General features: G+C 72.9%; 25 protein-coding genes and 1 tRNA gene. 9 read left to right on the top strand and 17 right to left on the bottom strand.

All coding sequences use genetic code 11. The features are described from left to right. Nucleotides 1-330 precede the first annotated feature (330 nt). The 6 genes from thrB to AB0G59_RS02075 form a co-directional block, all read right to left on the bottom strand. Complete coding sequence (gene thrB / locus AB0G59_RS02100; RefSeq protein ID WP_071964405.1) at nucleotides 331-1,245, bottom strand: homoserine kinase; 915 nt, start codon at nucleotides 1,243-1,245, stop codon at nucleotides 331-333. A 301-nt stretch (nucleotides 1,246-1,546) separates the two neighbouring features. Beyond that, nucleotides 1,547-2,629 (bottom strand): threonine synthase, encoded by a 1,083-nt coding sequence (thrC, locus tag AB0G59_RS02095; RefSeq protein ID WP_360907005.1) that lies wholly within the window; start codon nucleotides 2,627-2,629, stop codon nucleotides 1,547-1,549. Between the two features lie 35 nt (nucleotides 2,630-2,664). Continuing rightward, nucleotides 2,665-3,957 carry a homoserine dehydrogenase gene (locus AB0G59_RS02090; protein ID WP_071964407.1) on the bottom strand — a complete coding sequence of 431 codons (1,293 nt, stop codon included), beginning with the start codon at nucleotides 3,955-3,957 and terminating at the stop codon, nucleotides 2,665-2,667. A gap of 104 nt (nucleotides 3,958-4,061) precedes the next feature. Beyond that, complete coding sequence (lysA, locus tag AB0G59_RS02085) at nucleotides 4,062-5,453, bottom strand: diaminopimelate decarboxylase (protein ID WP_360907003.1); 1,392 nt, start codon at nucleotides 5,451-5,453, stop codon at nucleotides 4,062-4,064. Nucleotides 5,454-5,468: 15 nt separating this feature from the next. Further along, entirely contained in the window at nucleotides 5,469-6,290 is an 822-nt protein-coding gene (gene nrtL / locus AB0G59_RS02080) for an ArgS-related anticodon-binding protein NrtL (RefSeq protein WP_360907001.1), read from the bottom strand. 44 nt (nucleotides 6,291-6,334) lie between these two features. Further along, entirely contained in the window at nucleotides 6,335-6,835 is a 501-nt protein-coding gene (locus tag AB0G59_RS02075) for a response regulator (protein ID WP_360906999.1), read from the bottom strand. Between the two features lie 106 nt (nucleotides 6,836-6,941). Here AB0G59_RS02075 and AB0G59_RS02070 point away from each other — a divergent pair. Continuing rightward, nucleotides 6,942-7,013, top strand: a tRNA-Arg gene (locus AB0G59_RS02070). Between the two features lie 172 nt (nucleotides 7,014-7,185). Here AB0G59_RS02070 and AB0G59_RS02065 read toward each other — a convergent pair. From AB0G59_RS02065 to AB0G59_RS02055, 3 genes are all read right to left on the bottom strand, one after another. Next, on the bottom strand, nucleotides 7,186-7,368 hold the full coding sequence (locus AB0G59_RS02065) for a hypothetical protein (protein ID WP_360906997.1): 183 nt from the start codon (nucleotides 7,366-7,368) through the stop codon (nucleotides 7,186-7,188). A 168-nt stretch (nucleotides 7,369-7,536) separates the two neighbouring features. Further along, nucleotides 7,537-8,124 (bottom strand): DUF6875 domain-containing protein, encoded by a 588-nt coding sequence (locus AB0G59_RS02060; protein ID WP_360906995.1) that lies wholly within the window; start codon nucleotides 8,122-8,124, stop codon nucleotides 7,537-7,539. A 104-nt stretch (nucleotides 8,125-8,228) separates the two neighbouring features. Next, nucleotides 8,229-8,534, bottom strand: coding sequence for a helix-turn-helix transcriptional regulator (locus AB0G59_RS02055; RefSeq protein WP_360906993.1), 306 nt, complete (start codon nucleotides 8,532-8,534; stop codon nucleotides 8,229-8,231). A gap of 208 nt (nucleotides 8,535-8,742) precedes the next feature. On the opposite strand from AB0G59_RS02055, the gene AB0G59_RS02050 reads away from it, so the two are divergent. Continuing rightward, the gene (locus AB0G59_RS02050) at nucleotides 8,743-9,858 is read left to right on the top strand and encodes a helix-turn-helix transcriptional regulator (protein ID WP_360906991.1); all 1,116 of its coding nucleotides are present in this window, start codon (nucleotides 8,743-8,745) and stop codon (nucleotides 9,856-9,858) included. A gap of 94 nt (nucleotides 9,859-9,952) precedes the next feature. Then, nucleotides 9,953-10,558 (top strand): hypothetical protein, encoded by a 606-nt coding sequence (locus tag AB0G59_RS02045; protein ID WP_360906989.1) that lies wholly within the window; start codon nucleotides 9,953-9,955, stop codon nucleotides 10,556-10,558. On the opposite strand, the gene AB0G59_RS02040 is transcribed toward AB0G59_RS02045, so the two are convergent. Together AB0G59_RS02040 and AB0G59_RS02035 are read right to left on the bottom strand one after the other, a co-directional pair. After that, nucleotides 10,518-11,348, bottom strand: a complete 831-nt coding sequence (locus tag AB0G59_RS02040) for a polysaccharide deacetylase family protein (protein ID WP_360906987.1) — start codon at nucleotides 11,346-11,348, stop codon at nucleotides 10,518-10,520. The two genes, AB0G59_RS02045 and AB0G59_RS02040, sit on opposite strands and share 41 nt — an antisense overlap. A gap of 151 nt (nucleotides 11,349-11,499) precedes the next feature. Beyond that, the gene (locus AB0G59_RS02035; RefSeq protein WP_360906985.1) at nucleotides 11,500-12,609 is read right to left on the bottom strand and encodes a ferritin-like domain-containing protein; all 1,110 of its coding nucleotides are present in this window, start codon (nucleotides 12,607-12,609) and stop codon (nucleotides 11,500-11,502) included. A 178-nt stretch (nucleotides 12,610-12,787) separates the two neighbouring features. Here AB0G59_RS02035 and AB0G59_RS02030 point away from each other — a divergent pair, with 178 nt between their 5' ends. From AB0G59_RS02030 to AB0G59_RS02015, 4 genes are all read left to right on the top strand, one after another. Continuing rightward, nucleotides 12,788-13,723, top strand: a complete 936-nt coding sequence (locus AB0G59_RS02030) for a diiron oxygenase (RefSeq protein ID WP_360906983.1) — start codon at nucleotides 12,788-12,790, stop codon at nucleotides 13,721-13,723. A 26-nt stretch (nucleotides 13,724-13,749) separates the two neighbouring features. Further along, nucleotides 13,750-14,523, top strand: coding sequence for a TetR/AcrR family transcriptional regulator (locus AB0G59_RS02025; protein ID WP_360906981.1), 774 nt, complete (start codon nucleotides 13,750-13,752; stop codon nucleotides 14,521-14,523). A gap of 38 nt (nucleotides 14,524-14,561) precedes the next feature. Beyond that, a complete protein-coding gene (locus AB0G59_RS02020; protein ID WP_360906979.1) occupies nucleotides 14,562-14,852 on the top strand; it encodes a hypothetical protein in 291 nt (96 codons plus the stop codon). A 140-nt stretch (nucleotides 14,853-14,992) separates the two neighbouring features. Next, nucleotides 14,993-16,138, top strand: coding sequence for a C40 family peptidase (locus tag AB0G59_RS02015; protein WP_360906977.1), 1,146 nt, complete (start codon nucleotides 14,993-14,995; stop codon nucleotides 16,136-16,138). 25 nt (nucleotides 16,139-16,163) lie between these two features. On the opposite strand, the gene AB0G59_RS02010 is transcribed toward AB0G59_RS02015, so the two are convergent. From AB0G59_RS02010 to AB0G59_RS01990, 5 genes are read right to left on the bottom strand one after another with little or no spacing between them, the layout of a single operon-like run. Beyond that, nucleotides 16,164-17,420, bottom strand: a complete 1,257-nt coding sequence (locus AB0G59_RS02010; protein ID WP_360906975.1) for a styrene monooxygenase/indole monooxygenase family protein — start codon at nucleotides 17,418-17,420, stop codon at nucleotides 16,164-16,166. Between the two features lie 25 nt (nucleotides 17,421-17,445). Beyond that, nucleotides 17,446-18,000 carry an ATP/GTP-binding protein gene (locus tag AB0G59_RS02005; protein ID WP_360907554.1) on the bottom strand — a complete coding sequence of 185 codons (555 nt, stop codon included), beginning with the start codon at nucleotides 17,998-18,000 and terminating at the stop codon, nucleotides 17,446-17,448. A gap of 55 nt (nucleotides 18,001-18,055) precedes the next feature. After that, nucleotides 18,056-18,475 carry a DUF742 domain-containing protein gene (locus AB0G59_RS02000; RefSeq protein ID WP_360906973.1) on the bottom strand — a complete coding sequence of 140 codons (420 nt, stop codon included), beginning with the start codon at nucleotides 18,473-18,475 and terminating at the stop codon, nucleotides 18,056-18,058. Next, nucleotides 18,472-19,020 (bottom strand): roadblock/LC7 domain-containing protein, encoded by a 549-nt coding sequence (locus AB0G59_RS01995; protein ID WP_360906971.1) that lies wholly within the window; start codon nucleotides 19,018-19,020, stop codon nucleotides 18,472-18,474. Before AB0G59_RS01995 ends, AB0G59_RS02000 begins: the two co-directional genes overlap by 4 nt. Then, entirely contained in the window at nucleotides 19,017-21,686 is a 2,670-nt protein-coding gene (locus AB0G59_RS01990) for a nitrate- and nitrite sensing domain-containing protein (RefSeq protein ID WP_360906969.1), read from the bottom strand. The genes AB0G59_RS01995 and AB0G59_RS01990 overlap by 4 nt, the downstream gene beginning before the upstream one ends. Before the next feature lie 152 nt (nucleotides 21,687-21,838). Here AB0G59_RS01990 and AB0G59_RS01985 point away from each other — a divergent pair, with 152 nt between their 5' ends. Next, a complete protein-coding gene (locus AB0G59_RS01985; RefSeq protein WP_360906967.1) occupies nucleotides 21,839-22,612 on the top strand; it encodes a hypothetical protein in 774 nt (257 codons plus the stop codon). 55 nt (nucleotides 22,613-22,667) lie between these two features. Here the strand turns inward: AB0G59_RS01985 and AB0G59_RS01980 are convergent, their stop codons facing one another. Further along, a complete protein-coding gene (locus AB0G59_RS01980; RefSeq protein ID WP_360906965.1) occupies nucleotides 22,668-23,162 on the bottom strand; it encodes a MarR family transcriptional regulator in 495 nt (164 codons plus the stop codon). Nucleotides 23,163-23,386: 224 nt separating this feature from the next. Here AB0G59_RS01980 and AB0G59_RS01975 point away from each other — a divergent pair, with 224 nt between their 5' ends. Then, complete coding sequence (locus AB0G59_RS01975) at nucleotides 23,387-24,277, top strand: lysozyme (RefSeq protein ID WP_360906963.1); 891 nt, start codon at nucleotides 23,387-23,389, stop codon at nucleotides 24,275-24,277. Nucleotides 24,278-24,318 lie beyond the last annotated feature (41 nt).

The raw sequence follows: 24,318 nt of genomic DNA, 5'->3' as shown, positions 1-24,318 counted from the left end.
CCGGGCCGGGGCGGTGGTCCGCCGCGTTACGGCGGAAGAATCAGTGCATTGGTGCCGGCGTGAAGAATGAGGGAAGGGCACGACATAACGCTTCACTCATGTCGCCCACGCCGATTCCGGAGCGTGCTCGAATCTGCTCAGGCAGGCTGCTCAGGCAGTTTGGGAGGCTCCCGGAAGAAAAGCGGTCCCTGATCGGGACACAGTGCACCGAGCCGATGTGGCTTCGAGTGCAGACTTGAGGTTAACACTACCGGATCCCACAAACATTCCCCCTCTCCAAGACCGGCAACCGCGTTTTTCGTGGGCCCGGGCTCCCCCGGGCGCCACTGGTCAGGCGAGCGGCAGCACGCTCGTCCCCCCGGCGTCGAGGGCCAGCCGGTTGGCCGCCCACCCCTCGCCCGCCAGCCGTGCGACCTTCTCGGCCGCACCGTTCTCGACCAGTGCGAGCACCGTGGGGCCCGCACCGGAGATGACTGCAGGGACGCCGTCCGCCCGCAGTCGGTTGACCAGGGCCACGCTCTCCGGCATCGCCGGGGCGCGGTATTCCTGGTGGAGCCGGTCCTCGGTGGCCGGCAGCAGCAGCTCGGGGCGCCTGGTCAGGGCCTCGACGAGCAGCGCCGCGCGCCCGGCGTTGGCGGCCGCGTCCACATGGGGGACGCTGCGCGGCAACAGCCCACGCGCGGTTTCGGTCAGTACGGGTCTGGACGGCACGAAGACCACCGGAACGATGGAATCCGCTGGGTCCATCCGAATGGCCCGGGCGACGCCCGACTCCATCCAGGCGAGGGTGAATCCGCCGAGCAGACAGGCGGCGACGTTGTCGGGGTGGCCCTCGATCTCGGTGGCCAGCTCGAGCATGGCCGCCTCGTCGAGTCTGTCGGCCCCGCCTATGGTCACCGCGCGGGCGGCGACGATGCCCGCGCAGATCGCGGCGGAGGAGGAGCCCAGGCCCCGCCCGTGCGGAATGCGGTTGGCGCAGACGACCTCCAGGCCGCGCGGCTGGCCGCCGAGCAGGTCGAAGGTGGTGCGCAGGGACCGTACGAGGAGATGACTCTCGTCGCGCGGGAGGGTGTCGGCGCCCTCCCCGGCGATGTCGATGTGCAACCCGGATTCCGCCACCCGGACCACGACATCGTCGTAGAGCCCCAGGGACAGGCCGAGGGCGTCGAAGCCGGGACCGAGATTTGCGCTGGTGGCGGGGGTGCGCACTCGGACGGCGGCGGCGCGGAAAGCGGGACCGGCCATCGCTCGATGACTCTCCTTGGTGTGGCCTTGGTAGGGCGTGCGACATCCACAAGGGCCGCGACGGCGATGCCGCGTGGGGGCGGCACGGTCAGCGACGGGGCGGAGTGAGCACAGCCTATCGAAGGAAGGTTCAGTGGCGACATAGGGCGCACAGGAGGCGCACGATGCGTGTCGCACTATTACCTGTGCTTCTGTCGGCTTTCGCCAGGTTGTGGGCAGGCGTTCCGCAGGGCTGGGGGCACCTCCCAGCGGTAGCTGGGGGAGGGTGGGCACAACCACCCACCCGTCCGCACCCGGAACGTCAGACGAGCCCCAGCTGCTGCGCAGCCGCACCCGCATCCACCGGCACGGTAATCGGCTGCGGCGCACCGGCCACCGCCCAGTCCGGGTCCTTGAGCCCGTTCCCGGTGACCGTGCAGACGATCCGCTGCCCCGCATCGACGAGCCCCTGCTCGGCGGCCTTGAGCAGACCGGCGACGCTGGCGGCCGAGGCGGGCTCGACGAAGACGCCCTCCTGGGAGGCCAACAGCCGGTAGGCGGCCAGGATCTGTCGGTCGGTCACCTCGTCGATGAGACCGCCCGACTCGTCCCGCGCCTGCTCGGCGAACTGCCAGGAGGCGGGGTTGCCGATGCGGATCGCCGTGGCGATGGTGTGCGGGTCCTTCACCGGCGTGCCGCGCACGATCGGCGCGGAACCGGAGGCCTGGAAGCCCCACATCCGGGGAAGGTGCGTGGAGATCGCGTCGGCCGCGTACTCCCGGTAGCCCTTCCAGTAGGCGGTGATGTTGCCCGCGTTGCCCACCGGCAGGACGTGGATGTCGGGCGCGTCGCCGAGCGCGTCCACGATCTCGAACGCCGCGGTCTTCTGGCCCTCGATACGGACCGGGTTGACCGAATTGACCAGCGCGACCGGGTAGTTGTCGGACAGCGCGCGGGCCAGGTCCAGGCAGTCGTCGAAGTTGCCGTCGACCTGGAGGATGCGCGCGCCGTGGACGAGGGCCTGGCCCATCTTGCCGAGCGCGATCTTGCCCTGCGGCACCAGGACGGCGCAGACCATGCCCGCCCGTACGGCATAGGCCGCGGCGGAGGCGGAGGTGTTGCCCGTGGAGGCGCAGATGACCGCCCGCGCCCCCTCCTCCTTGGCCCGGGTGATGGCCATGGTCATGCCGCGGTCCTTGAAGGACCCGGTGGGGTTGGCGCCCTCGACCTTGAGGTACACCTCGCAGCCCGTGCGCTCGGAGAGCACCTGCGCCCGCACCAGCGGGGTACCGCCCTCGCCCAGGGTGACGACCGGCGTGTCGGCGGTGACCGGAAGGCGGTCGCGGTATTCCTCGATGATGCCGCGCCACTGGTGGGTGCCGGGGCGGCTGTTGTTGGCAGACATTGCTTTCGTAATCCCCTTAGATCCCCGTACTCGCCTTACTCGCCCTCGACCCGCATGATGCTCGCGACACCGCGGACCGTCTCCAGCGCCCGCAGCGCCTCGACCGTCGCCGTCAGGGCGGCGTCGGCGGCCCGGTGCGTGACCACGACCAGGGAGGCCTCGCCGTCCTTGCCCTTCTGGCGGACCGTGTCGATGGAGACGCCGTGCTCGGCGAAGACCGTGGCGACCTGGGCCAGGACACCCGGCTTGTCGGCCACGTCGAGGCTGATGTGATAGCGCGTCACCACATCGCCCATCGGGCTCACCGGCAGCCGCGTGTAAGCGGATTCGCCGGGGCCGGTGGACTCGGCGAGCTTGTTGCGGCAGACCGCGACGATGTCGCCGAGGACCGCGGAGGCGGTCGGCGCCCCGCCCGCGCCGGGCCCGTAGAACATCAGCTGACCGGCCGCCTCGGCCTCGATGAAGACCGCGTTGTACGCCTCGCGGACCGAGGCCAGCGGGTGGCTGAGCGGAATCATCGCCGGGTGCACCCGGGCGGTGACGGACCGGCCGTCGGCGGCCCGCTCGCAGATGGCGAGGAGCTTGATGGTGCAGCCCATTTGCTTCGCGGAAGCGAAGTCGGCTGCGGTGACCTCGGTCATGCCCTCGCGATAGACGTCGTCGAGGCGCACCCGGGTGTGGAAGGCGATGCCGGCCAGGATGGCGGCCTTCGCGGCGGCGTCGAAGCCCTCGACGTCGGCGGTCGGGTCGGCCTCGGCGTAGCCGAGCGCGGTGGCCTCGTCGAGCGCCTCGGAGTAGCCGGCACCGCTCGAGTCCATCTTGTCGAGGATGAAGTTGGTGGTGCCGTTGACGATGCCCAGCACGCGGTTGACCTTGTCGCCGGCGAGGGACTCGCGCAGCGGCCGCACCAGCGGGATCGCGCCGGCCACCGCGGCCTCGTAGTAGAGGTCCGCGCCGTGCTGCTCGGCGGCGGCGTGCAGGGCGGCGCCGTCCTGGGCGAGCAGCGCCTTGTTGGCCGAGACGACGCTGGCGCCGTGCTCGAAGGCCGTGGTGATCAGGGAGCGGGCGGGCTCGATGCCGCCGATGACCTCGACGACCACGTCGATGTCGCCACGTTTGACCAGGGCGGTGGCATCGGTGGTGATCAGCTCGGCGGGCACTCCCTCACGCACCCGGTCGGGGCGGCGCACGGCGATGCCGACGAGCTCGACGGGCGCCCCGACGCGCTGCGCGAGGTCCTCCGCGTGCGTCGTCATGATGCGCGTCACCTCAGAGCCGACGACTCCACAGCCCAGCAGCGCCACCTTCAGCGGACGCGTACGCATCATCCGACCTCGTTTCTCATACATCTTCGGTAGGTACCAGTCTCACTCACCGGACGGGGGATTCCTCCCCCGGTCCAGTATCCGAGATCTCGATCTCGTCGTTCCGGTCAGCCGACGTCGAGACGGAGAAGGTCTTCTTCCGTCTCCCGTCGGACGATCACGCGTGCCGCGCCGTCCCGCACGGCGACGACCGGGGGCCGCAGTGCGTGGTTGTAGTTGCTCGCCATCGACCGGCAGTAGGCGCCGGTGGCCGGGACGGCCAGCAGGTCGCCGGGCGCGAGGTCGGCGGGCAGGAAGGCGTCGCGTACGACGATGTCACCGGACTCGCAGTGCTTGCCGACGACACGCGTGAGCATCGGCTCGGCGGTGGAGGTGCGGGAGGCCAGCGCGACGGAGTACTCGGCGTCGTACAGCGCGGTACGGATGTTGTCGGACATGCCGCCGTCGACGCTGACGTACGTCCGCAGGCCCGGCAGTTCCTTGAGGGTGCCCACCTCGTAGAGCGTGAAGGCGGTCGGGCCGACGATCGCGCGGCCGGGCTCGACGGAGATCCTCGGCACGGCGAGTCCGGCGACCGCGCACTCGCGGGTGACGATGTCGCGCAGGGCGGCGGCGATCTCGCGCGGCTCGCGCGGGTCGTCGTCGGGGGTGTACGCGATGCCGAGGCCGCCGCCCAGGTCGATCTCGGGCAGCTCGATGCCGTGCTCGTCGCGGACCTCGGCGAGCAGCTTGACGACGCGGTGGGCCGCGACCTCGAAGCCGGACGTGTCGAAGATCTGCGAACCGATGTGGGAGTGGATGCCGATGAGCTCCAGCCCGTCGAGCTTCAGCGCCCGCCGCACGGCCTCGGCCGCCTGTCCGCCGGCGAGCGGAAGGCCGAACTTCTGGTCCTCGTGGGCGGTGGCGATGAACTCATGGGTGTGCGCCTCGACGCCGACGGTCACCCGGATCTGTACGCGCTGGCGCTTGCCGAGCCGCTCGGCGATGTGCGCGACGCGCACGATCTCCTGGAAGGAGTCGAGGACGATCCGCCCGACGCCCGCCTCGACGGCGCGGGTGATCTCCTCGGTGGACTTGTTGTTGCCGTGCAGGGCGATGCGCTCGGCGGGCATGCCGGCGTCGAGGGCGGTGGCCAGCTCGCCGGCCGAGCAGACGTCGAGGTTGAGGCCCTCCTCGTGCAGCCAGCGCACGATGGCCCGGGAGAGGAAGGCCTTGCCCGCGTAGAAGACGTCGGCGTCGGGCCCGAAGGCGTCGCGCCAGGCGCGGCAGCGTGCGCGGAAGTCGTCCTCGTCGAGGAAGTAGGCCGGCGTCCCGAACTCCTCGGCGAGCTGCTTGACGCCGATCCCGCCGACGGTGACGACGCCCTCGGCGTCGCGGTCGACGGTACGGGACCACACGCGCGCGTCGAGCGCGTTGAGGTCGGCGGGCGGCGCGGTGTAATGCCCCTCGGGAAGGACGTCGGCGTAACGGGGCCCGGCGGGGTGGGCGGAGCGGCTCATGGTGGCGATCCCCTTTTACAGATGTGCGGGTGCGGTGATGCCGAGCTGGTGCAGGCCGTCAGCGAGCACCTTGCCCGTGGCCTCGGCGAGGGCCAGGCGGGCGCGGTGGACGACCGAGGGTTTCTCGTCCCCGCGGGGCAGCACGGGACAGTCGGCCTGCCACCGCAGATAGGCGTCGGCGGTCCGCTCGAGGTGCCGGGCGAGCCGCTCGGGGGCGCGCGTGGAGCCGACGCGGGCGTGGTCGGCGAGCGCGGCGAGGAGGGGGCCGGCGCACTCGTCGGCGCTCTCGCCGGCGGCGTCGGCCGTGAAGCCCAGGTCACGGGCGTTGCGGACGAGGGCGTGGGTACGGGCGTGGGCGTAGCGGACGCGGAAGAGGGGGTTGCTCTCGCGCTGGACGAGCAGCAGGTCCCGGTCGAGACCGGGCGGGCAGAGCAGGCTCCAGCGGGCGGCGTCGGATCCGAGCCGCTCCACGAGCGCGGGGCCGGGCCGCAGGTCGTAGGGCTCGCCCCGCAGCGTGCCGCCCAGCACCTCCGCCACGATCCGCCCGCCGACGGCGCCCTCGACCGTGATGTTGAGGAACCCGGGTTCGGCGATGTCGACGCGGGCGATGCCCGGCTCGGCGGCCAGCCGGCGGCGCAGCACCTCGGCGATCTCCCGGGCGGGGCGTCCGCTCTCCTTGGCGAGCCGGAGGGCGACGTTGGTGGCGTAGTCCCCGCATCCCGGCCGGGGCGGCACCCGCACGCTGACCCGCGCCGGCACGGTGGCGCGCAGCTCGTCGGCCTCGACGGCGCGGCGCACGGTGTGCAACACGGTGCGGGAGAGATCGGCGGGGGTCACAGGGCAAGCCTAGGGGAGAGGGGGGCCCGCTCCGCGAACAGGTTTCACCCAGCGGGACGGACGACCGGCCCGGCCTCCCCGGGCGCCATGGCTTCCGGCACCCCTTCCTCCCCTTCTCCCCCATGGCGGCGCATGAGCCGCCGTACGAGGCGGACCATCTCCGAGGGCTCGAAGGGCTTGGCCAAAAAAGCGTCCACTCCGGCGGTCCACCCGCTCTCCGTCTCCGGCTGGGTGCAGGCGCTGATGATCGCGATCGGTATGTCCCGCGTCCGCGCGTCGGCCCGCAGCCGGGCGGCCGTGCGCAGTCCGTCGAGCCGGGGCATGACGACGTCGAGGGTCACCAGGTCGGGCCGTACCCGGTGCACGATCTCCAGGCACTCGGCACCATCGGCCGCGGTCACGACCTCGAAGCCTTCGAGCTCGAGGTTGACCCTGATCAACTGCCGGATGACCTTGTTGTCGTCCACAACAAGGACCCGGCCGGACAAGCCAGGCACAACCCGAGAGTAGGCGCGCCCCCCTTCCCGCGTCCGGCTTTTCCCCACTTCCACCCCACCCGGGCGACCACCGGCCAGTTTTCGATCACCGTTGCCGCACACCCCCCGGGAGCTGGTAATGTTCTTTCCGTCGCCGCGAACGAGCGGATGACACGCCCCCGTAGCTCAGGGGATAGAGCAACGGCCTCCGGAGCCGTGTGCGCAGGTTCGAATCCTGCCGGGGGCACTTCGATTGAAGTGCCGGAAGACCCCGCCGCCAGCAGAGATGCTGGAGGCGGGGTCTTTTGCATGTGCGGAGCTTCGCGGGTCCGAAGGGGCACGGGCGCATGGTGGGGCCCCGGCCGTCGATTGGGGGGTTCGACGGCCGGGGCCTCGGGTGGGCGGCTGTGGGGGGGAGGTCAGCCGCCCCAGCTGCTGTCGGGGTTGCCCGGGCGGTGGGGCGCCGGGGCGGCCACGACGTGCAGGGAAACCGCGCTCGCCTGGGTGGTCCCGGCGGTTGCCGCCTCGTGGCCGGGGGTGACGGCCACGGCGAGGAGGGCCGCGGCGACGGCGGCGGTGACCAGGGCGGCGATGCGCTTCATGGGGTCCTCTTGTATCGCGGGGTGTGGAGGTGCGCCGGTCGCGGCCGGCAGAACCACTATGCGGGGCGTGCGGCCCGGCGGCCAGTGATCACGTATGTCACCAAACTGCCGTGCACGAAAGGGAATGGGGGATAAAGTATCCCCAAGTAGGGCATCAGGGGTGATTGGTTACGCCGCCGTGGCGGCTACGCCCGGGCCCGCCTCGCGGAAGAGCCGGTAGAGCTCCGGCTGGTCGGCGAGGAAGATCCGGTCGTGCGGGGTGGAGTGTCGCAGGACGAGGGCCGGCCAGGGCGACCGGGCGATCGGCACGGTGGCGTTGCGCACGCTCCTGTCGTCGTTCTCCGGGAAGAACTCGCCGGTCGTCAGGCCCTGGGCAAGCAGGAGCGGCTTCACCCGGCGGCGCACCTCGGTCAGTACCCGGTCCGGCACGGCCAGCGCGGTGTAGACCACGATGCGGCAGCTGAGCAGCGCCTCCGCCGGCTCGAGACGGCCGGCCTCCTCGGCGAACTCCCGGGCGGCGCGCTTCAGATGCGTCGTCAGGTCGGCGGCGCTCAGGCCGGGCAGGGGGCATTCGAGGAGTTCGACGCGCTCCTCACGCAGCGCCTTGGGCATGTACGGGCACAGCGTGCCGGGGCGGCCGAGGGCGGGTACGGGGCTGCCCAGTTCGTCGCGGGCCCAGCGGGCGGTGTCCGCCGCCCAGGCGGGGGCCTTCGGGTCGGCCAGGACCCGGGAGGCGTTCAGGGCGAGGGGGGTCACCGAGCGGCCTCGGCGAACGGACGGCATGGACCACGGAGCATTCGGTCCCTCTCTCGAGACGGTGGATAAGAGAGAGTTTTCTGCCCCCGCAGGCGCCCCTCAAGTCACGTGATGTCGGGACCCGTACGCGGCGGCCAGGCGGCCAGGCGCGGCATCGAGGCCAGCGGCGACGCCGCCGCCGGCGCGGTCGGGTGGGGGCGGCCGAAGGAGGCGGCGAGGAGGGCGAGCTGGGTGCGGTTGCGGATGCCGGTCTTGCCGCGGATACGACGCAGGTAGGTGTCGACGGTGTGGGCGCTCACCCCCATGCGGCGGGCGATGGCGGCGTAGGTGTGGCCGTCCGCGAGGTGGCCCAGCACCTCCAGCTCCCGCTCGGAGAGCACCGCCAGAGCCTGCGGTATCCCTTGACTCATCCTGTCTTCCTGCCTTCCTCGAGGGGCACGGGCGCCTTCAGTTGACCGCTATTACGGGCATTCGTCGTTAAGATCCGCACAGTGGTCCGGGTGCGGGGCGTCCCGTGGTGGGGGGCCTGGCCGGCAGGGGACAGCTTGCCGGATTCCCGGCCGTACCACCACGCATGGAACGGATCACCAAGCTGTCTGGCAGCAAGGCGAGCAGGGAATGAGTATGAACATATGCGACGATCGCGACTCTGACACCTCATCGACAGCCCACGGCCCGGCCCCTCTCGGCGAGAACGAGACCGCCGTCTACGGCTGGGTGCTCGACCACCACAGCGCCGACCCGCTGCGCGCAGCCGCCGACCTGGGGCTCAGCCCCGACGATACCCGGGCCGCACTCGAGAAACTGACGGCCCTTCGGCTGGTGATCCCCGAGGCCCCGGCCGGCCGGACGGCGGGGGCCGCGACCGGCCCGCACGCCCGGGCCCGCGCCGTCGACCCCGACGCGGTCGTCACCGCGCTGACCGCTCCGCTGCAGGAGTCGATCCACCAGGACCAGTTGCGCCTGCAGCGCGTGCGCGACGACTTCGAGCGGCTGCGGGAGCGCTTCCTGCGCGGCCGCGCCGAGGCCTCCCCCGGCGCCCTGGAGGTCATCCCCAGCCTGGAGGAGGTGCGGGCCGCCCTCAACCGGGCCTCCGCCGAGTGCCGTACGGAGATGACGACCGTCCAGCCGGGCGGCACCCGCGACCCGGAGGCCATGACCGAGGCCCTCGCCCGTGACACCGCGCTGCTGGAGCGCGGCATCCGCATCCGTACGCTCTACCACCACACCGCCCGGTTCAACGGGCCCAGCCAGGCCTACGTGGCCGCGGCCTCGGCGCTGGGGGCGGAGTACCGCACCGCGCACGAGCTGTTCGGGCGGATCATCATCTTCGACCGCGAGCTGGCGTTCATCCCCGACCGCCTCGGCACCTGGGGCGCCGTGGCCATCCGGGAGCCGTCCGTCGTCGCCTACCTCTGCGAGATCTTCGAGCAGACCTGGACCCATGCCACGCCGTTCTCGGAGGCCGGCCAGGACGGGCTCGAACGCGTCGCCAAGGAGGTGGACCTGACGATCGTGCGGCTGCTGGCGGCCGGCCTGAAGGACGAGTCGATCGCCCGCAGGCTGGGCATGTCGCTGCGCACGACGCGCCGCCACATCGCGGACATCATGGAGACCCTCGGCGCGGAGAGCCGCTTCCAGGCCGGCATCCTGGCCGCCCGCGCCGGCCTGACCGGGGCCGACGAAGCGGAGCAGAAGGGTCCGGCGGGCGCCCGGGGGACGGCCGGTGCGTGAAGGGCCCGTCACGGGACCGTGAATTCGTGACTGGCACCCCCGGCCCGGGCCAGGGAGGATCCTCCCAGGTGTGCCGACCGGCCGGAGGGGGCCCATGCACAACGCCGACGTCACGGGCGGGGACATCCGCACGTACGCCGGGGACATCGCGCTGGCCCTGTCGGTGCACCGGGGGCACAGCGCCGCCCTGGTGTGGCCGGAGACCGAGCCGGCCGGCCTCCTCGACGGCCTCGCCACGCGGGCCGCGGCCCGGATCGCCGCGGCGGCCGCACCGGCCCGGGGCGAGCCGGTCCCCGCGGGCCAGGAAGCCGAACCGCTGGCCGGCTTCCTGGGCGGCGCGCTCGAACGCCCCGTGACCGCCTTCTACACCTGCGCCCCGCCCGGCCCGCCCGGCCGGCGGATCACGGCCGACGGCGATCTGCTGATCGTCCCGGTCGACCGCGGCTGCGACTGCGGCGTCCAGCCGCCGGAGCGCCCGGACCCCTTGCGCATGCGGCTGCACAAGGGCGAAGTCCTCTATGTACCGCGGGGCTTCCGTCTCACCGTCTCGGGCCGGCAGTGCGCCGCGCCGCTGCTGGCCCTCGCCTTTCCTCCTCTCGCCGCCCCGGAGGCCGGAACACCGGACACCGGATGGCCGGGCGCCCGGCCCGGGGCGCTGCTCAGATCTTCGGGAAGTCGAATCCGTACCCCTGCTCCTTGAGCCAGGTGATGCAGCGCGCCAGGGCCTCGACGCTCTGGCTGCGCTCCCCTCCTCCGTCGTGGAGCAGGATGACGGGGCCGTTGGCGATCTCGCGCTTGACCGTTTCGACGATGCGGTCCACGCCCGGCCGCTGCCAGTCGTGGGTGTCGATGCTCCAGCCCAGCGGCCGCATGCCCGCCGCCGCCGCGACCTGGCGGCTGTACGGGGTGAACGCGCCGCCGGGCGCGCGGTAGTAGCGCACCTTCACGCCGCCGCCCGCCACGTCCTCGATCATCTTCTGTGCGTCGAGGACCTGCTGCTTCTGATAGTCCTCCGACCTCTTGTCCATCGCGGTGTTGTGGTCGACCGAGTGGTCGCACAGGCGGTGGCCGTCGGCGACGACCTGCTTGACGAGCCCCGGATAGGCCTTGGCCGACGGTCCGATCATGCAGAACGTGGCCTTGATGCCGTGCTGCTTGAGCACGGCGAGCGTCTGGGGGGTCCATTTCGGGTCGGGGCCGTCGTCGATGGTGAGGGCCACGCTCTTGCCGCCGCGCTCGGTCTCGTGCCCGAGCTCCGCCGAGACGGGCCCGGAGGGGCCGGGGTCGGGGCCCGGCCCCTTGCCCGACGGCGACGTGCCCGTCCGCCCTTTGTCGTCGGGGCCCGGCAGCACCGGCCCCTGGGTGAACGGATCCCTGCCGCCGGTGTCCTCCGTGGCCACCGCCACGGTCCCCGATATCACTCCGGCCAGTGCCAGTACCCCTCCTGCTGCGATCGCGATGTGCCGCCTCTGGGCAGTCAGTCGAGCCATGGACTTCCCACACCCCCTCGCGCACCGGTGTTGCTCCCTGCCCGCGTAGACGGCCGCCTATCGCACGACGTTCCGCAACGCGCCATTGCTCACAGAATTCAGACAGGACAGGCACCGGGTCCATGTAAAGACCCCGATTAGCGCACTACTGTTACGCTTCCGCGACCGTTTCCCCGATCACCTCGGCGATCTCGGCCTTGCGGGCGGCTTCCTCTTCGGCGAATCGACGGGCGTCGAGCTCCTCGGCGATCTCCTCGTCCTGGGCCATGAGTTGATCGAGATTCGCATCCCCCATCTCGAACACCCCCATGTCGGCGTAGGCCCGCTGGAGCCTTTCGCCCCACAGGCCGATATCCCTCACGCACGGCACGATCCTGCTGAACAGCAACTTCCGGAAAATCTGGAGGTATGCGGACCGCTCGCTCAGCTCCTCGGCCTCGGCGGCCGGGATGCCGAACCCGGCCAGCACCTCCTCGCCGCGCAGCCGGTCACGCATCAGATAGCAGCCCTCGATCACGAACTCCTCGCGCTCGCGGAGTTCGGCGTCCGAAAGTTGCTTGTAGTAGTCCCTCAACGCCATCCGGCCGAAAGCGACATGGCGCGCCTCGTCCTGCATCACATAGGCGAGGATCTGTTTCGGAAGAGGTTTTTGGGTCGAATCACGCAGCATTCCGAAGGCGGCCAGGGCGAGTCCCTCGATCAACACCTGCATGCCCAGATAGGGCATGTCCCAGCGGGAGTCGCGCAGGGTGTCGTCCAAGAGCGACTGAAGGTTGGGGTTGACCGGATAGAGCATTCCGATCTTCTCGTGCAGGAATCGGCTGTAGATTTCCACGTGCCGGGCCTCGTCCATGGCCTGGGTAGCGGAGTAGAACTTCGCGTCCAGATCGGGCACGGACTCCACGATGCGGCTCGCGCAGACCAGGGCGCCCTGTTCGCCGTGCAGGAACTGGCTGAACTGCCAGGAGGCGTAGTGCCGGCGCAGCTCGCGCTTGTCGGCCTCGCTCATCTTGGTCCAGTAGGGGGTGCCGTGGACGACGAGGTTCTCGTCGGGCACGCCGAGGGGGTCGTAGGGGTCGACCTCCTGGTCCCAGTCGATGCGCTTGGCGGAGTCCCACTGCTTGTCCTTGCCCTTCTGGTAGAGGGCGAGGAGCCGTTCACGGCCGTCGTCGTAGTCCCAGCCGAAGCGGGCGGCGCCGCTGGCCGGCACCTCCCAGACGGTGCCGTCGGGGGCCTGGGTGTAGAGCTCATGGGTCGTCATGGACCTCTCCTGTCCCTTGCCGACGTACATGCACGGGTGATTGGCAGGCTCACACGGACGTTCACCGGGGGTCAATCACCCGTACGGGGTCGGATGCCGCAACCCTTGACGGGTCTTGTTGACAAGCGGTCTCATAAGAACTTACCCCGGGTAACTCGAACATGAGGTGGAATCGGCCATGACGACCGCGCCTGATGGACACCCGCTCCGGCTCCAGGACGCGCTCGGCCCGCTCAAGGACCGTGAGCGCGTCGCCGAGCGGTTGCTCGACTCCTCGGCGAAGCACTCCTTCGACCCCGACGCCGAACTCGACTGGGACGCGCCCCCCGAGCCCGGCAAGTGGTACTGGCCGCCGGAGCTCGTCTCCCTCTACGACACCCCGATGTGGCGGCGGATGCCGCAGGAGCAGCGCATGGAGCTGGCCCGGCACGAGGCCGCCGCACTCGCGTCCCTGGGCATCTGGTTCGAGATCATCCTGATGCAGCTGCTGGTCCGTCACATCTACGACAAGCCCGTCACCAGCGCGCACGTCCGTTACGCGCTGACCGAGATAGCCGACGAGTGCCGGCACTCGAAGATGTTCGCCCGCATGATCCGGCACGGCGGCGCCCCCGCCTACCCCGTGGGCCGGCTGCACCACAATCTGGCGCGCGTCCTGAAGACCGTCTCCACCACGCCGGGCTCCTTCGCCTGCACCCTCCTCGGCGAGGAGATCCTCGACCACATGCAGCGCCTGACCTTCCCCGACGACCGCGTCCAGCCCCTGGTGCGCGGCGTCACCCGCATCCACGTCGTGGAGGAGGCCCGCCATGTGCGCTACGCACGCGAGGAGTTACGGCGCCAGATGACCTCCAGCCCGCGCTGGGAGCGGGAGCTGACGCGCGTCAGCGCGGGCGAGGCGGCCCGCGTCTTCTCGGTCGCCTTCGTCAATCCCCAGGTCTACACCGACGTCGGCCTCGACCGCCGCGAGGCCGTGGCCCAGGTCAGGGCCAGCGCCCACCGCCGCGAGGTGATGCAGACCGGCGCCCGGCGCCTGACGGACTTCCTCGACGAGATCGGGGTGCTGCGGGGCGTCGGCCGGCGGCTGTGGAGGAGCTCCGGCCTGCTGGCCTGAGACGGGGGCCGGTTACCCTGCCGTCCATGACCGGCAGCGGAACCGCCTCCTACCGCAGGCTCAGCGTCCACGAGCGCCGCGCCCAGCTGATCGCCACGGCACTCGGGCTCTTCGCCCACCGCGCGCCCGAGGGCGTCTCCCTCGACGACGTCGCGGCCGCCGCCCGCGTCTCCCGGCCCCTGGTCTACCGCTACTTCCCCGGCGGCAAGCCGCAGCTGTACGAGGCCGCCCTGCGCAGCGCCGCCGACGACCTCGAGCTGTGCTTCGCCGAGCCGCAGACCGGCCCCCTCGCCGGCCGGCTCGCCGCCGCTCTGGACCGCTACCTGGCCTTCGTCGACGAGCACGACGCGGGCTTCAGCGCACTGCTGCAGGGCGGCAGCGTCGCGGAGACCTCCCGTACGGGCGCCATCGTCGACGAGGTGCGCAGGGCCGCCGCCGCGCAGATCCTCAAGCACCTCGCGGTGCCCGATCCGGGGGTGCGGCTGCGCATGATGGTGCGGACGTGGATCACGGCCGTGGAGGCGGCCTCGCTGATCTGGCTGGACGAGGGGAAGCGGCCGCCGCTGGAGGAGCTGCGGGACTGGCTGGTCGACCACTTCGTGGCGCTGCTGACGGCCACGGCGGCGAGCGACCCGCAGACCGCGCGGACGGCCCGTGCGGCGCTCGCCCTGGAGCCGGCCGAGGGCCGCGTGGGCGACCTGGCCCGCCGCGTCGCACCGGTCGTCGCGGACGCCGGACACCTGCTCCGGCCGCCCGGCACCGGCGTCGCGGCGCCCCGGAGCCCCGTCCACGGCACCTGATCCCGCGGGGCGGGCGGCACTGACGGACACTGGGCACCGTGAGAAGCGAAGAGACGCCCTTCGAGGGCGGGCCCCTGGACGGGCGCGTGCTGCCCGTGCTCGTGGGCCACAACGGCCTGCCCCCCAAGGTCTACGAGGTCCCGGTGCCGCCGCTGGAGGACGGCGGGGCGCCGACCGTGCTCGTCTACCGGCGGGTCCCGGCGGCCCTGACGCGCCGGCTCGGGCTTCCCAAGGGGTGGAAGTACGTCTACGACCCCGAGGGGCAGGCCGGGGCCGGCCGGCTCCGGTGGCCCTGGACCCGCCCGCCTCGCGGTCCTCAGGAGCACTAGCCGCCACACGGGTGACGGCCGGTCAACCGAAGAGTGCAGCACATTGGGCGGTTTCACCCACAGCGCCCCTGTTAGTCATACTGCGCGTGGCACGATCCTCCGCAAGGGCCCGATCACGGCCCGCTACCGGAGGTGAACCTGTGTCAGGACGGTTCGTGCGCATGGTCTGCACGGCGGCGCTGCTGGCGGGCACCACGCTCGCCGTGCCCGCGCCGACGGCGGGCGCGGCGCCCGCCGGCCCGCCCGACCGCTCGGTCAGCGCACTGCTGGACCGGCTCCGGATGCTCTACCGGAAGGCCGAGGAGGCCACCGAGACCTACAACGCCACCGAGGAGAAGCTCAAGGAGAAGCGCGCCGAGGCCGACCGGCTCAACGAGGACCTGGCCGAGGCCCGGCTCGCGCTGACCGGCAGCCGCAACGACGCGGGCAGGCTCGCCCGCGAGCAGTACCGCGGGGCCGGGGGCAGCCCCCTGTCCCCGTATGTGGAGTTCCTGCTCAGCGCCGACCCACGGCGGGCGCTGGACCGCGGCCATGAGATCACCCGCGCCGCGGGACGCCGGGCCGGCACCGTCGACCGGCTCTCCGACGGCGAGCGCCGGGCCGCGGCCCTCGCCTCCCGGGCCCGTGAGGCGTTGGGCGCCCAGCAGACCCTCGCCGCCGACCGCAAGAAGCAGCGGGACACCGTCCGGCGCAAGCTCGCCGAGGTCGAGGGGGTGCTGGCCGCGCTGACCCCCGCCCAGCTCGCCGAGCTCCACCGGCTGGAACTGCGCGGCACCCGCGCCGCCCAGCGCAGACTGCTCGCCTCCGGTGCGCTCGGCGGCCCCCAGGCCCCCTCCAGGGACGGCGGCAAGGCGCTGGCGTACGCCTTCCGGCAGCTCGGCAAGCCCTACGTATGGGGCGCGGCGGGGCCGGACTCCTTCGACTGCTCGGGCCTCACCTCCCAGGCCTGGGCCCACGCGGGCGACACGATCCCGCGCACCAGCCAGGAGCAGTGGAAGTCGCTGCCCAGGGTGCCCCTGAGCGAGTTGCGCCCCGGCGACCTCGTCCTGTACTTCGAGGACGCCACCCACGTGGCCCTCTACATCGGCAACGGCCTGGTCATACAGGCGCCCAGGCCCGGCGCCCGCGTCAAGGTATCCCCCATCGCCGCCAACCCGCTGCTCGGCGCGGTGCGGCCGGACGCGGACCAGGCCCCGATGGACTCCTACGTGCTCCCCGAGCTGCCCGACGACGCGGACGCCGGGGCGGACACCGGCTACGGATCGGCGGACGCACCGGGGTTCTAGGCGGCGGCCGCCCCGCCCGCGGGCCTCAGCCGGCGGCCACCGCCGCCTCGGCGACGTACGCCTGCGCCTTGGCCTCCTCGAAGAAGTAGTCCTCGAAGTCCGAGGGGTCGTCGAAGCCGTTGGCGAAGCGGTCCGCCACCCGCTGCAGGCCGCTCGCCGCGCCGAGGAGACCGCGCACGTGCCCGGCCTGCGGCGCCAGCATGGCGTTGGTCCACCGGGTCACATGCCGGGCGGACGCCCAGTACCGTTCGAAGGCCGTCCGCATCCAGTCCGCGTCGAAGGGCTCCTCGCCCCGCTCCAGGATGGAGGCGAGGTAGGAGGCGGCGCACTTGGCGGCCGAGTTGGAGCCCTGGCCGGTCAGCGGGTCGTTGACGACGACGGCGTCCGCCACGCCGAGGACCAGCCCGCCCGAGGGCAGCCGGCCGACGGGATCGCGGACGGTCGGGGCGTAGCGCCCGGCCAGCGTGGCGTGGGCGTCGGTCAGCTCGACCGCGGTGGCCCGCCCGTACTCCCAGGGCACGAACCGCTCCAGCAGCTCCAGGGTGCGGGCGAGGTGTTCGCCGGGGCCGTCGATGTCGTGGAAGACGTCCAGGGGCCCGCCGGGCACGCCCTCCCAGAAGAGGATGTCCGCCCGGCCGGACGTGGTGAGGGTGGGGATGACCCAGAGCTCGCCGACGCCCGGCACGAGGTTGCAGCGGGCGGCCTCGTACTCCGGGTGCTCGGCGCGCGGGCCCAGGCCGTGGACGTAGGCGAGGGCGAGGGAGCGCTGCGGGGCGGCGTAGGGGGAACGGGCCGGGTCGCGGGCGAAGAGCGAGACCAGTTCGCCCTTGCCCGCCGCGACGAGCACCAGGTCGTAGCGGGGGGCGAGGAAGTCCAGGTCGGAGACGGCCGCGCCGTGGACGACGAGCCGGCCGCCGCGCTCGGCGAAGGCGTCCAGCCAGCCGGCCATCTTCACGCGCTGGTCGACGGACTGGGCGTAGCCGTCGAGCCGGCCGACCCAGTCGACGGGGCGCTGGACGCCGGCCACGCCGGCGACGGAGCCGGCCACCGAGATGCCGAGGCCCTCGACGCGGGGCGCGAGGCCCTCCCAGAAGTTGAGGCCCAGTTCGCGCTCGTAGCGCAGGGCCGTGCGGAACATGATCTGGGTGGACATGACCCGCCCGGAGCGGATCTCCTCGGCCGTCCGGTTGGACATGACCGTCACGTCGTAGCCCTTGGCCTGCAGGCCCAGGGCCAGCTGGAGTCCGGACTGGCCGGCCCCGACTATGAGAATCCGTCGCACGGGTGTGCTCGCCTCCGTTCGGTGTTCACGCGGGGTTGACCTCGAGGGCCCGGCCGACCAGGGTCAGCAGCGTCTCGACGACCGTGATCCGCTGCCGGGCGTCCATGGACACGACCGGTACGTCCGGGGCGAGGGCCAGCGCCTCGCGCACCGCCTCGGGGGTGTGGCGGTGCGCGCCCTCGAAGTGGTTGACGGCCACGACGTAGGGCAGGCCGCCGCTCTCGAAGTAGTCCAGGGCCGGGAAGCAGTCGGCCAGCCGCCGGGTGTCGACCAGCACGATCGCGCCGATGGCGCCGCGCACCACGTCGTCCCACATGAACCAGAACCGCTTCTGGCCGGGGGTGCCGAAGAGGTAGAGCACCAGGTCGGCCTCGAGGGTGATGCGCCCGAAGTCCATGGCGACCGTGGTCGTCGACTTCCCCGGAACGGCCGCGGGGTCGTCCACGCCCTCCCCCGCGGTCGTCATGATCGCTTCGGTGCGCAGCGGGGTGATCTCGGAGACGGAGCCGACGAAGGTGGTCTTGCCGACGCCGAAGCCCCCGGCGATGACGATCTTGGTGGCGGCGGGGGCCCGGGTCAGGTCGGTCTGCCAGCAAGGCGCCCGGTCCGCGGCGGACCCGCGGGCCGCCGCCGTGTCAGAGCCTGCGTAGTCCACTCAGCACCCTTTCGAGCAGCGCGCGGTCGGGCCGGCCGGTGGCGTGCCCGGTGCCGTAGACGCGGATCCTTCCCTGGTCGGCCAGGTCGCCGAGGAGGACCCGCACGACGCCCAGCGGCATCTTCAGCAGGGCGGCGACCTCGGCGACCGACCGCAGCCGGCGGCACAGTCCGACGATGGCGCGCACCTCGGGCAGTACGCGCGAGGCCAGCCCGCCGGAGGGCGGCTCCGGCGGCGCGTCGCGCCCTTCGGCGGGCGGGGCCGCCACGAAGGTCTCCACGAGCAGGAGGTGCCCCAGGCGCGTGCACCCGCCGGTGAGCGAGTACGGGCGTACCCGCGCGGTCCTGAGCGCCGGCGCGGGGCCGACGGGCGGACACAGCCGGGGAGCTGCGGCGCTCATCTGACGGCCTCCACCGACTGACGGAGCTCGCGGCGGAGTTCGGGGGTCAGGACGTGTCCGGCCCGGCCCACGAACAGTGCCATGTGGTACGCGACGATGCCCATGTCGCAGTCGGGGGCGGTGTGGACACCCAGCAGCGAGCCGTCGCTGATGGTCATGACGAACAGCCCGCCGCCGTCCATCGCGACCATCGTCTGCTTGACCGCGCCGCCGTCCATCAGCGTCGCCGCGCCCGTGGTCAGGCTGCCCAGCCCGGCGACGATCGTGGCGAGGTCGGCGGTGGAGCCGCGCGGCCCCTCCGACCCCGGCCCGACGGCGCCCGGGGCGCCGGGGATGCCGGGCGGCCTCGAGTGCTCCGGGGACGACGAGAGCAGCAGCAGCCCGTCGGAGGAGACGACGGCGACGGACAGCACGCCCGGCACCTCCTCGACCAGGTCGGTCAACAGCCAGTGCAGATTGCGGGCCTCATCGCTCACCCCATAGGCAGTGACGCCCGTGGTGCCAACGGGGGTTACAGGCGTCGCCCCCTGGGAAAATGCAGTCAACCGCGTGCCTCCTCGACAGGGCCGCCCTCGTCCGGCGCCCCCGCTCGGTTCCGATCAGTACCTCGGTCAAGCCCCGTCAGCTCCGCCTCGACCTCGCGCCGGCCCTCCCGTGCGCCCTGCTGGAAGCCCGAGAGCTTGCGGCGCAGCGCCTCCGCGTCCACGCCCTGGCGCACGCTCAGCGGTACGGGCTTCTGCGCGACGACCCTGGGGGTCCGCCTGGGCAGGCCGTTGCCGGTGACGGTGCCCGGGCCGGGGGCGGGCTCCGGCCTCGCCTCGGGGCGCAGCGGCTCGGGCCGCACGGCCTCCGGGCGCCGGGCTTCCGGACGCGGGGGCTCGGGGCGCAGCGGCTCGGGGCGGGGGGTGCGGGGCGGTGGCGGGGCGGCCTGCCGGGCGTGGCGGCCGGGGTCGGTGCGCGGCTCGGCCCGGTCCGGGGCGGGCCGGCGCACCGTGGTGAGCTCGATGGTCTGTTCGTCCTGCCCGACCCAGGGCGCGTGCCGCCGCGGGCCCGGTACGGGCGCCGGCGCCGTGGGGTAGGGGGCGCGGCCGGGCAGGTGGTGGGAGTTGGCCTCGGCGACGGCGCCCGGCAGGTCGCCGTGGGGGGCGGTGCGCGCCGCGCCCGGGACGGGGGGCGCGGTGGCGGGGTCGGAGACGGCGGGGTGCTCGGCGGAGAGCAGCTGCCCGGGCAGCACGACGACGGCGGTGATGCCGCCCGGCCGCTGCTCGCGCAGCTGCACCCGGACCCCGTGCCGGGCGGCGAGCCGCGCGACCACGTACAGGCCGAGGCCCATGACGGGCTCGCCGCGCTCGCCGCTCTGCGTGCGCAGGGGGTCCGGGTCGGCCTCCGCCAGCAGGGCGTTGAGCTCGTCCAGCCGCTCGGGGGCCATGCCGATGCCCTCGTCCTGGATGGAGAGCATGACCTCGCCGTTCTCCAGCAGCCAGCCGGAGACCTGGACCTGGACGTCCGGCGGGGAGAAGGCCGTCGCGTTCTCCAGCAGCTCGGCCACCAGGTGGCTCACGCCGTCGGCGGCGAAGCCCACGAGCTGGGCGCGCGCGGGCAGGGAGTGGATGCGCACCCGTTCGTACCGCTCGATCTCGCTGACGGCGGCGCGCAGGACGTCGAGCAGCGGTACGGCGCCGGAGTGTCCGCTGCGGGGCTCGGAACCGGCGAGGACCAGCAGGTTCTCGTTGTGGCGGCGCATGCGGGTGGCGAGGTGGTCGAGCTTGAAGAGGACTTCCAGGCGGTCGGGGTCCGCCTCGTGGGCCTCCATGGACTCGATGACGGTCAGCTGCTGCTCGACGAGGCCGAGGGTGCGCCTCGAGAGGCTGACGAAGGTGGCGTGCACCCGGCCGGAGAGCCCGGCCATCCGCTCGGTGAGCTCCTGGAACTTGCCGCGCAGCGCGTCCCGCTCGTCGGCGAGGTCCTGCCGGGCCACGTCGAGGCGGTTGCGCTCGCCCTCGAGGAGGCAGATGCGCTCGCGCAGCCGTACGACGGTGCCGTGCAGCACGTTGACCGACCGGGCGACCTCGGCGAACTCGTCGTCGCGGCCGCGGAAGGAGACCTGTTCCTTGGCCACCGGGTCGGCGCACACCCGGCGCACCCCGAGCCGGAGGGCGGCCAGCGGGCGGGTCACGGAGCGCGCCGTCTGGACGCCGGTGCCGAGCACGAGCAGGAACGCCAGGACGGCGAGGGCGCCGCGCACCTCCAGGGCGGTGATGTCGTGGGCGCGCAGCCCCGCGAGCCGGGCCATCTCCTCCGTGGTCAGCCCGGATTCCAGGCCGCGCAGCTGGTCGATGCGGGCGGTCAGCTCCGCCCGTACGGGCCCGGGCCGCTCCACTTCCGCCGCCGTGGGCTGCGGCCGGACCGACAGCCGCTCCAGCCGGGCCTCGGCGGCGGTGACCTGGGGGCCGCTGACCGTACGGGCGTACTCCTCGCGCAGCCCGGCGGGGGCGAGCTGGCGGAAGTCGGCGAGCGCGGCCCGCTCCCGCAGGCCGGTCTGCTGGGCCGTCAGGGCGAGCTGTGCCTGGGTGCCGCGGGCGGCGAGCGCGGCGAGGACCAGGCCGCGGGTGGCGGAGGCCTCCTCGACGGCGCGCCCGAGCGCGGGCAGGGCCACGGCTTCACCCGACTGGGCGCGCGAGGGCAGCCGGTGGGTGAGGCCGGCGGCGAGGCCGTGGAGCGCCTGGATGGTGGCCGTGTAGGCGGTGAAGGCGGCGAGGGCGTCGCCGGGGCCGGCCAGGGCGCGGCGGCGGACCTCGGGCAGGTCGTCCAGGCGCCGTCGCAGGGAGTCGGGCGCGCCGGGGGCGAACTCCGCGATCTGCCGGTCCACGCGGGTGCGCTGGTCCTCGGACACGCCGCCGGCGAAGGAGGGCGCGCCGCCGCGGCCGCCGGCCACGTACTCGGTCATGGCGTCGCGCTCGTCGGCCAGGGAGTGGGCGAGCGCGACGGCGCCGCTGCCGGTCTTGGCGAGGGCGGCCAGGTGCCGGGAGTCGCCGAGGTCGCGTATGGCGTCGGCGATGCCGAAGGCGCTCGCGCCGAGGGCCGCGAGGGAGACGACGGCGACGGAGGCGACGAGCCGGTTGCGTACGCGGGCGGTGCGCTCCGGCACTCCTGTGGTCTGCTGTTCGCGCTTGCCGCCGCGAAGCCGCTTCTTCCGCACCGTGGCTCGCAATCTGCTGTCGTCCGTGCCCCACCCAGGTGGCCCCTTGCTGGTGACACCCACCGCATTCCCCCGGCAAGTGCTCCATCAGGTAAACCGCCCGGCGCGCCGGAAGGATGCGCGTCAACCGACGCGGAAATTCGGGCATCCGGCACACTGGCCGCATGCGCATCGAACTCGCCGCTCAGCCCGGGGATCCCGGGCGGCCGAACGAGGACTTCGCGTCCGTCGCCGTGCCCGCCTCGGGAGAGGGGGGCGTCCTCGTCCTGCTGGACGGGGTGACCCCGCCGCCGGACGGGGCGTCGGGCTGTTCGCACGGCGTCCCGTGGTTCACGGCGCGGCTCGGCGGCGCGTTGCTCGAACTGGCGGCCGCACGGCGGGATCTGACGCTGGAGGGGTGCCTGTCCGCCGCCGTGGCCCGGACGGCGGACGCCCACCGGGACACCTGCGACCTGACCCATCGGCTCACCCCGCAGGCGACCGTGGTGCTGGCGCGCTGGGACGCGGCGCGGGTGGAGCACCTGGTGCTGTCCGACTCCGCGCTGCTGATCGAGGGCGTGGACGGCACGGTGACGGCCGTGCTGGACGACCGGATCGCCCGTCTGGCGGCGCGGGGCCGGGTGACGGACGCCCAGCGCAACGCCGAGGGGGGCTTCTTCACGGCCGCCGCCGACCCGGCCGTGGCCGCCCGCGCGGTCACGGGCGGCACGGCGCGCGCCGAGGTGCGTGCGCTGGCGGCGCTCAGCGACGGCGCGTCCCGCTGGGTCGAGGTGTTCGGCGGGGGCGGTTGGCCGGAGTGCTTCGCGCTCCTGGCGAAGGAGGGGCCCCGGGCGCTGATCGACCGGGTGCGCGGGGCGGAGCGGGCGGACCCCGAGGGCCGGGCCTTCCGGCGCGGCAAACCGTACGACGACGCGGCGGCCGTCTATGCCGAGCTGTAGACCCCGCCCGATGCCGGGCCGCGGACCGTACCCCGGGGCGTGCCCGGGGGGCCGGTCAGGATTCGGCGCGCTCGTTCAGCTGGTGGAGCAGGCGGGCGAGCTCGGCGACCTCGGTGCGGTCCCAGCCGGCGAGCTTGCTCATGTACTGGGCGCGGCGGGCGTCGCGCACGCGGGTGAAGCGGGCGCGGCCCTCGTCGGTGATCTGCACCAGCGAGGCGCGGCCGTCGGCGGGGTCCGGGTCGCGGACGATGAGGCCGAGTTCGCACAGGGCGCGCAGCTGGCGGCTCATGGTGGCCTTGCCGACGCCGAAGTAGGCGGCGAGGTCGGTGGCGCGCTGCTGGCCGGCCTCCTCGAGGCGGACGAGCAACCCGTAGGCCGCGGGCTCCAGATCGGGGTGCACCTCGCGGGCCAGTTCGCCGGAGGAGGCACGGGCGCGGCGCAGGAAGACGGCCAGCTCGCGCTCCAGGGCGAGGAAGGCCTGGTCCACACCACTGCCGTCGCCGGCGATCGGACCGCCCTCCTCGGGAGGCGGGGTACTGGTCTCGTGCACGTCGGGCCCTCTCCTGCTTTTTCAGCCGCTGAAAGAAACGTCCCGCCGCGGCGGGCAGCCGCAGCTCCGTCAGTATTTCGCAGGATTAGACCAACGGCAGCACCCCGGGTCCCTATCGCGGGCCGCGGCTCCGCCCGTAGCTTGATAAATGACATGGTCATACCAATGCGGTGACCGTTGAACTCCCCCGCATACTCCCCCCACCATGGCCTCGGAGGCACCTCATGCCCGAGCACCACTCCGGCCCGGGCCGCCCGCATCCCCCCACAGCGGCGGCCATCCTCCTCTCCCTGCTGACCGCACTCACCCTGCTCGTCACCCTCCCCGGAACCGCCGCCGCGGTGGCCGGAAAGAACAGCCGTCCGACCCACCCCGAACGGGACTGGATGGGCTCGACCGTCCGCACCCACGAGGCCGAACGCGGTCCGGCCGCCAAGGGCTCACCGCGAACCGACCTCTCGGTGCCCGACTTCTCCCTGGCGGGCAGCGCCTCGGTCCACGGCGTGGACGTCAGCAGCCACAACGGCAACGTCTCCTGGTCCAAGCTCTGGAGCAGCGGCGTCAGATTCGCCTACACCAAGGCCACCGAGGGCACCAGCTACACCAACCCGTACTTCGCCCAGCAGTACAACGGCCCGTACGACGCGGGCATGATCCGGGGCGCGTACCACTTCGCGCTGCCGGGCAACTCCGGCGGCGCCACCCAGGCCGACTACTTCGTCGACCACGGCGGCGGCTGGACGGACGACGGCTGGACGCTGCCGGGCGTGCTCGACATGGAGTACAACCCCTACGGCAGCACCTGCTACGGGCTGAGCACGGGCCGGATGATCGACTGGATCGAGGACTTCCTCGACGCCTACCGGGGCCACACCGGACGCGACGCGGTGATCTACACCTCGACCGCGTGGTGGAAGAAGTGCACCGGCAACTACGGCGGATTCGGCAAGTACAACCCGCTGTGGGTGCCGCGCTACGGCTCCTCCTCCGGTGAGCTCCCGAACGGCTGGGACTTCTACACCTTCTGGCAGTACACCGACACCGGCCCCACCGTCGGCGACCACGACCGCTTCAACGGCTCGTACAACCGGCTCAAGTCGCTCGCCTACGGCTGACCGGGCCGCGCGGCCGGACGACGGCGGGCCCCCGGCACATC

This window comes from Streptomyces sp. NPDC021096, assembly GCF_040641275.1.
GTDB lineage: Bacteria > Actinomycetota > Actinomycetes > Streptomycetales > Streptomycetaceae > Streptomyces.
The sequence above is the reverse complement of the archived record's forward strand: the minus strand, read 5'-3'. Positions and strand labels throughout refer to the sequence as shown.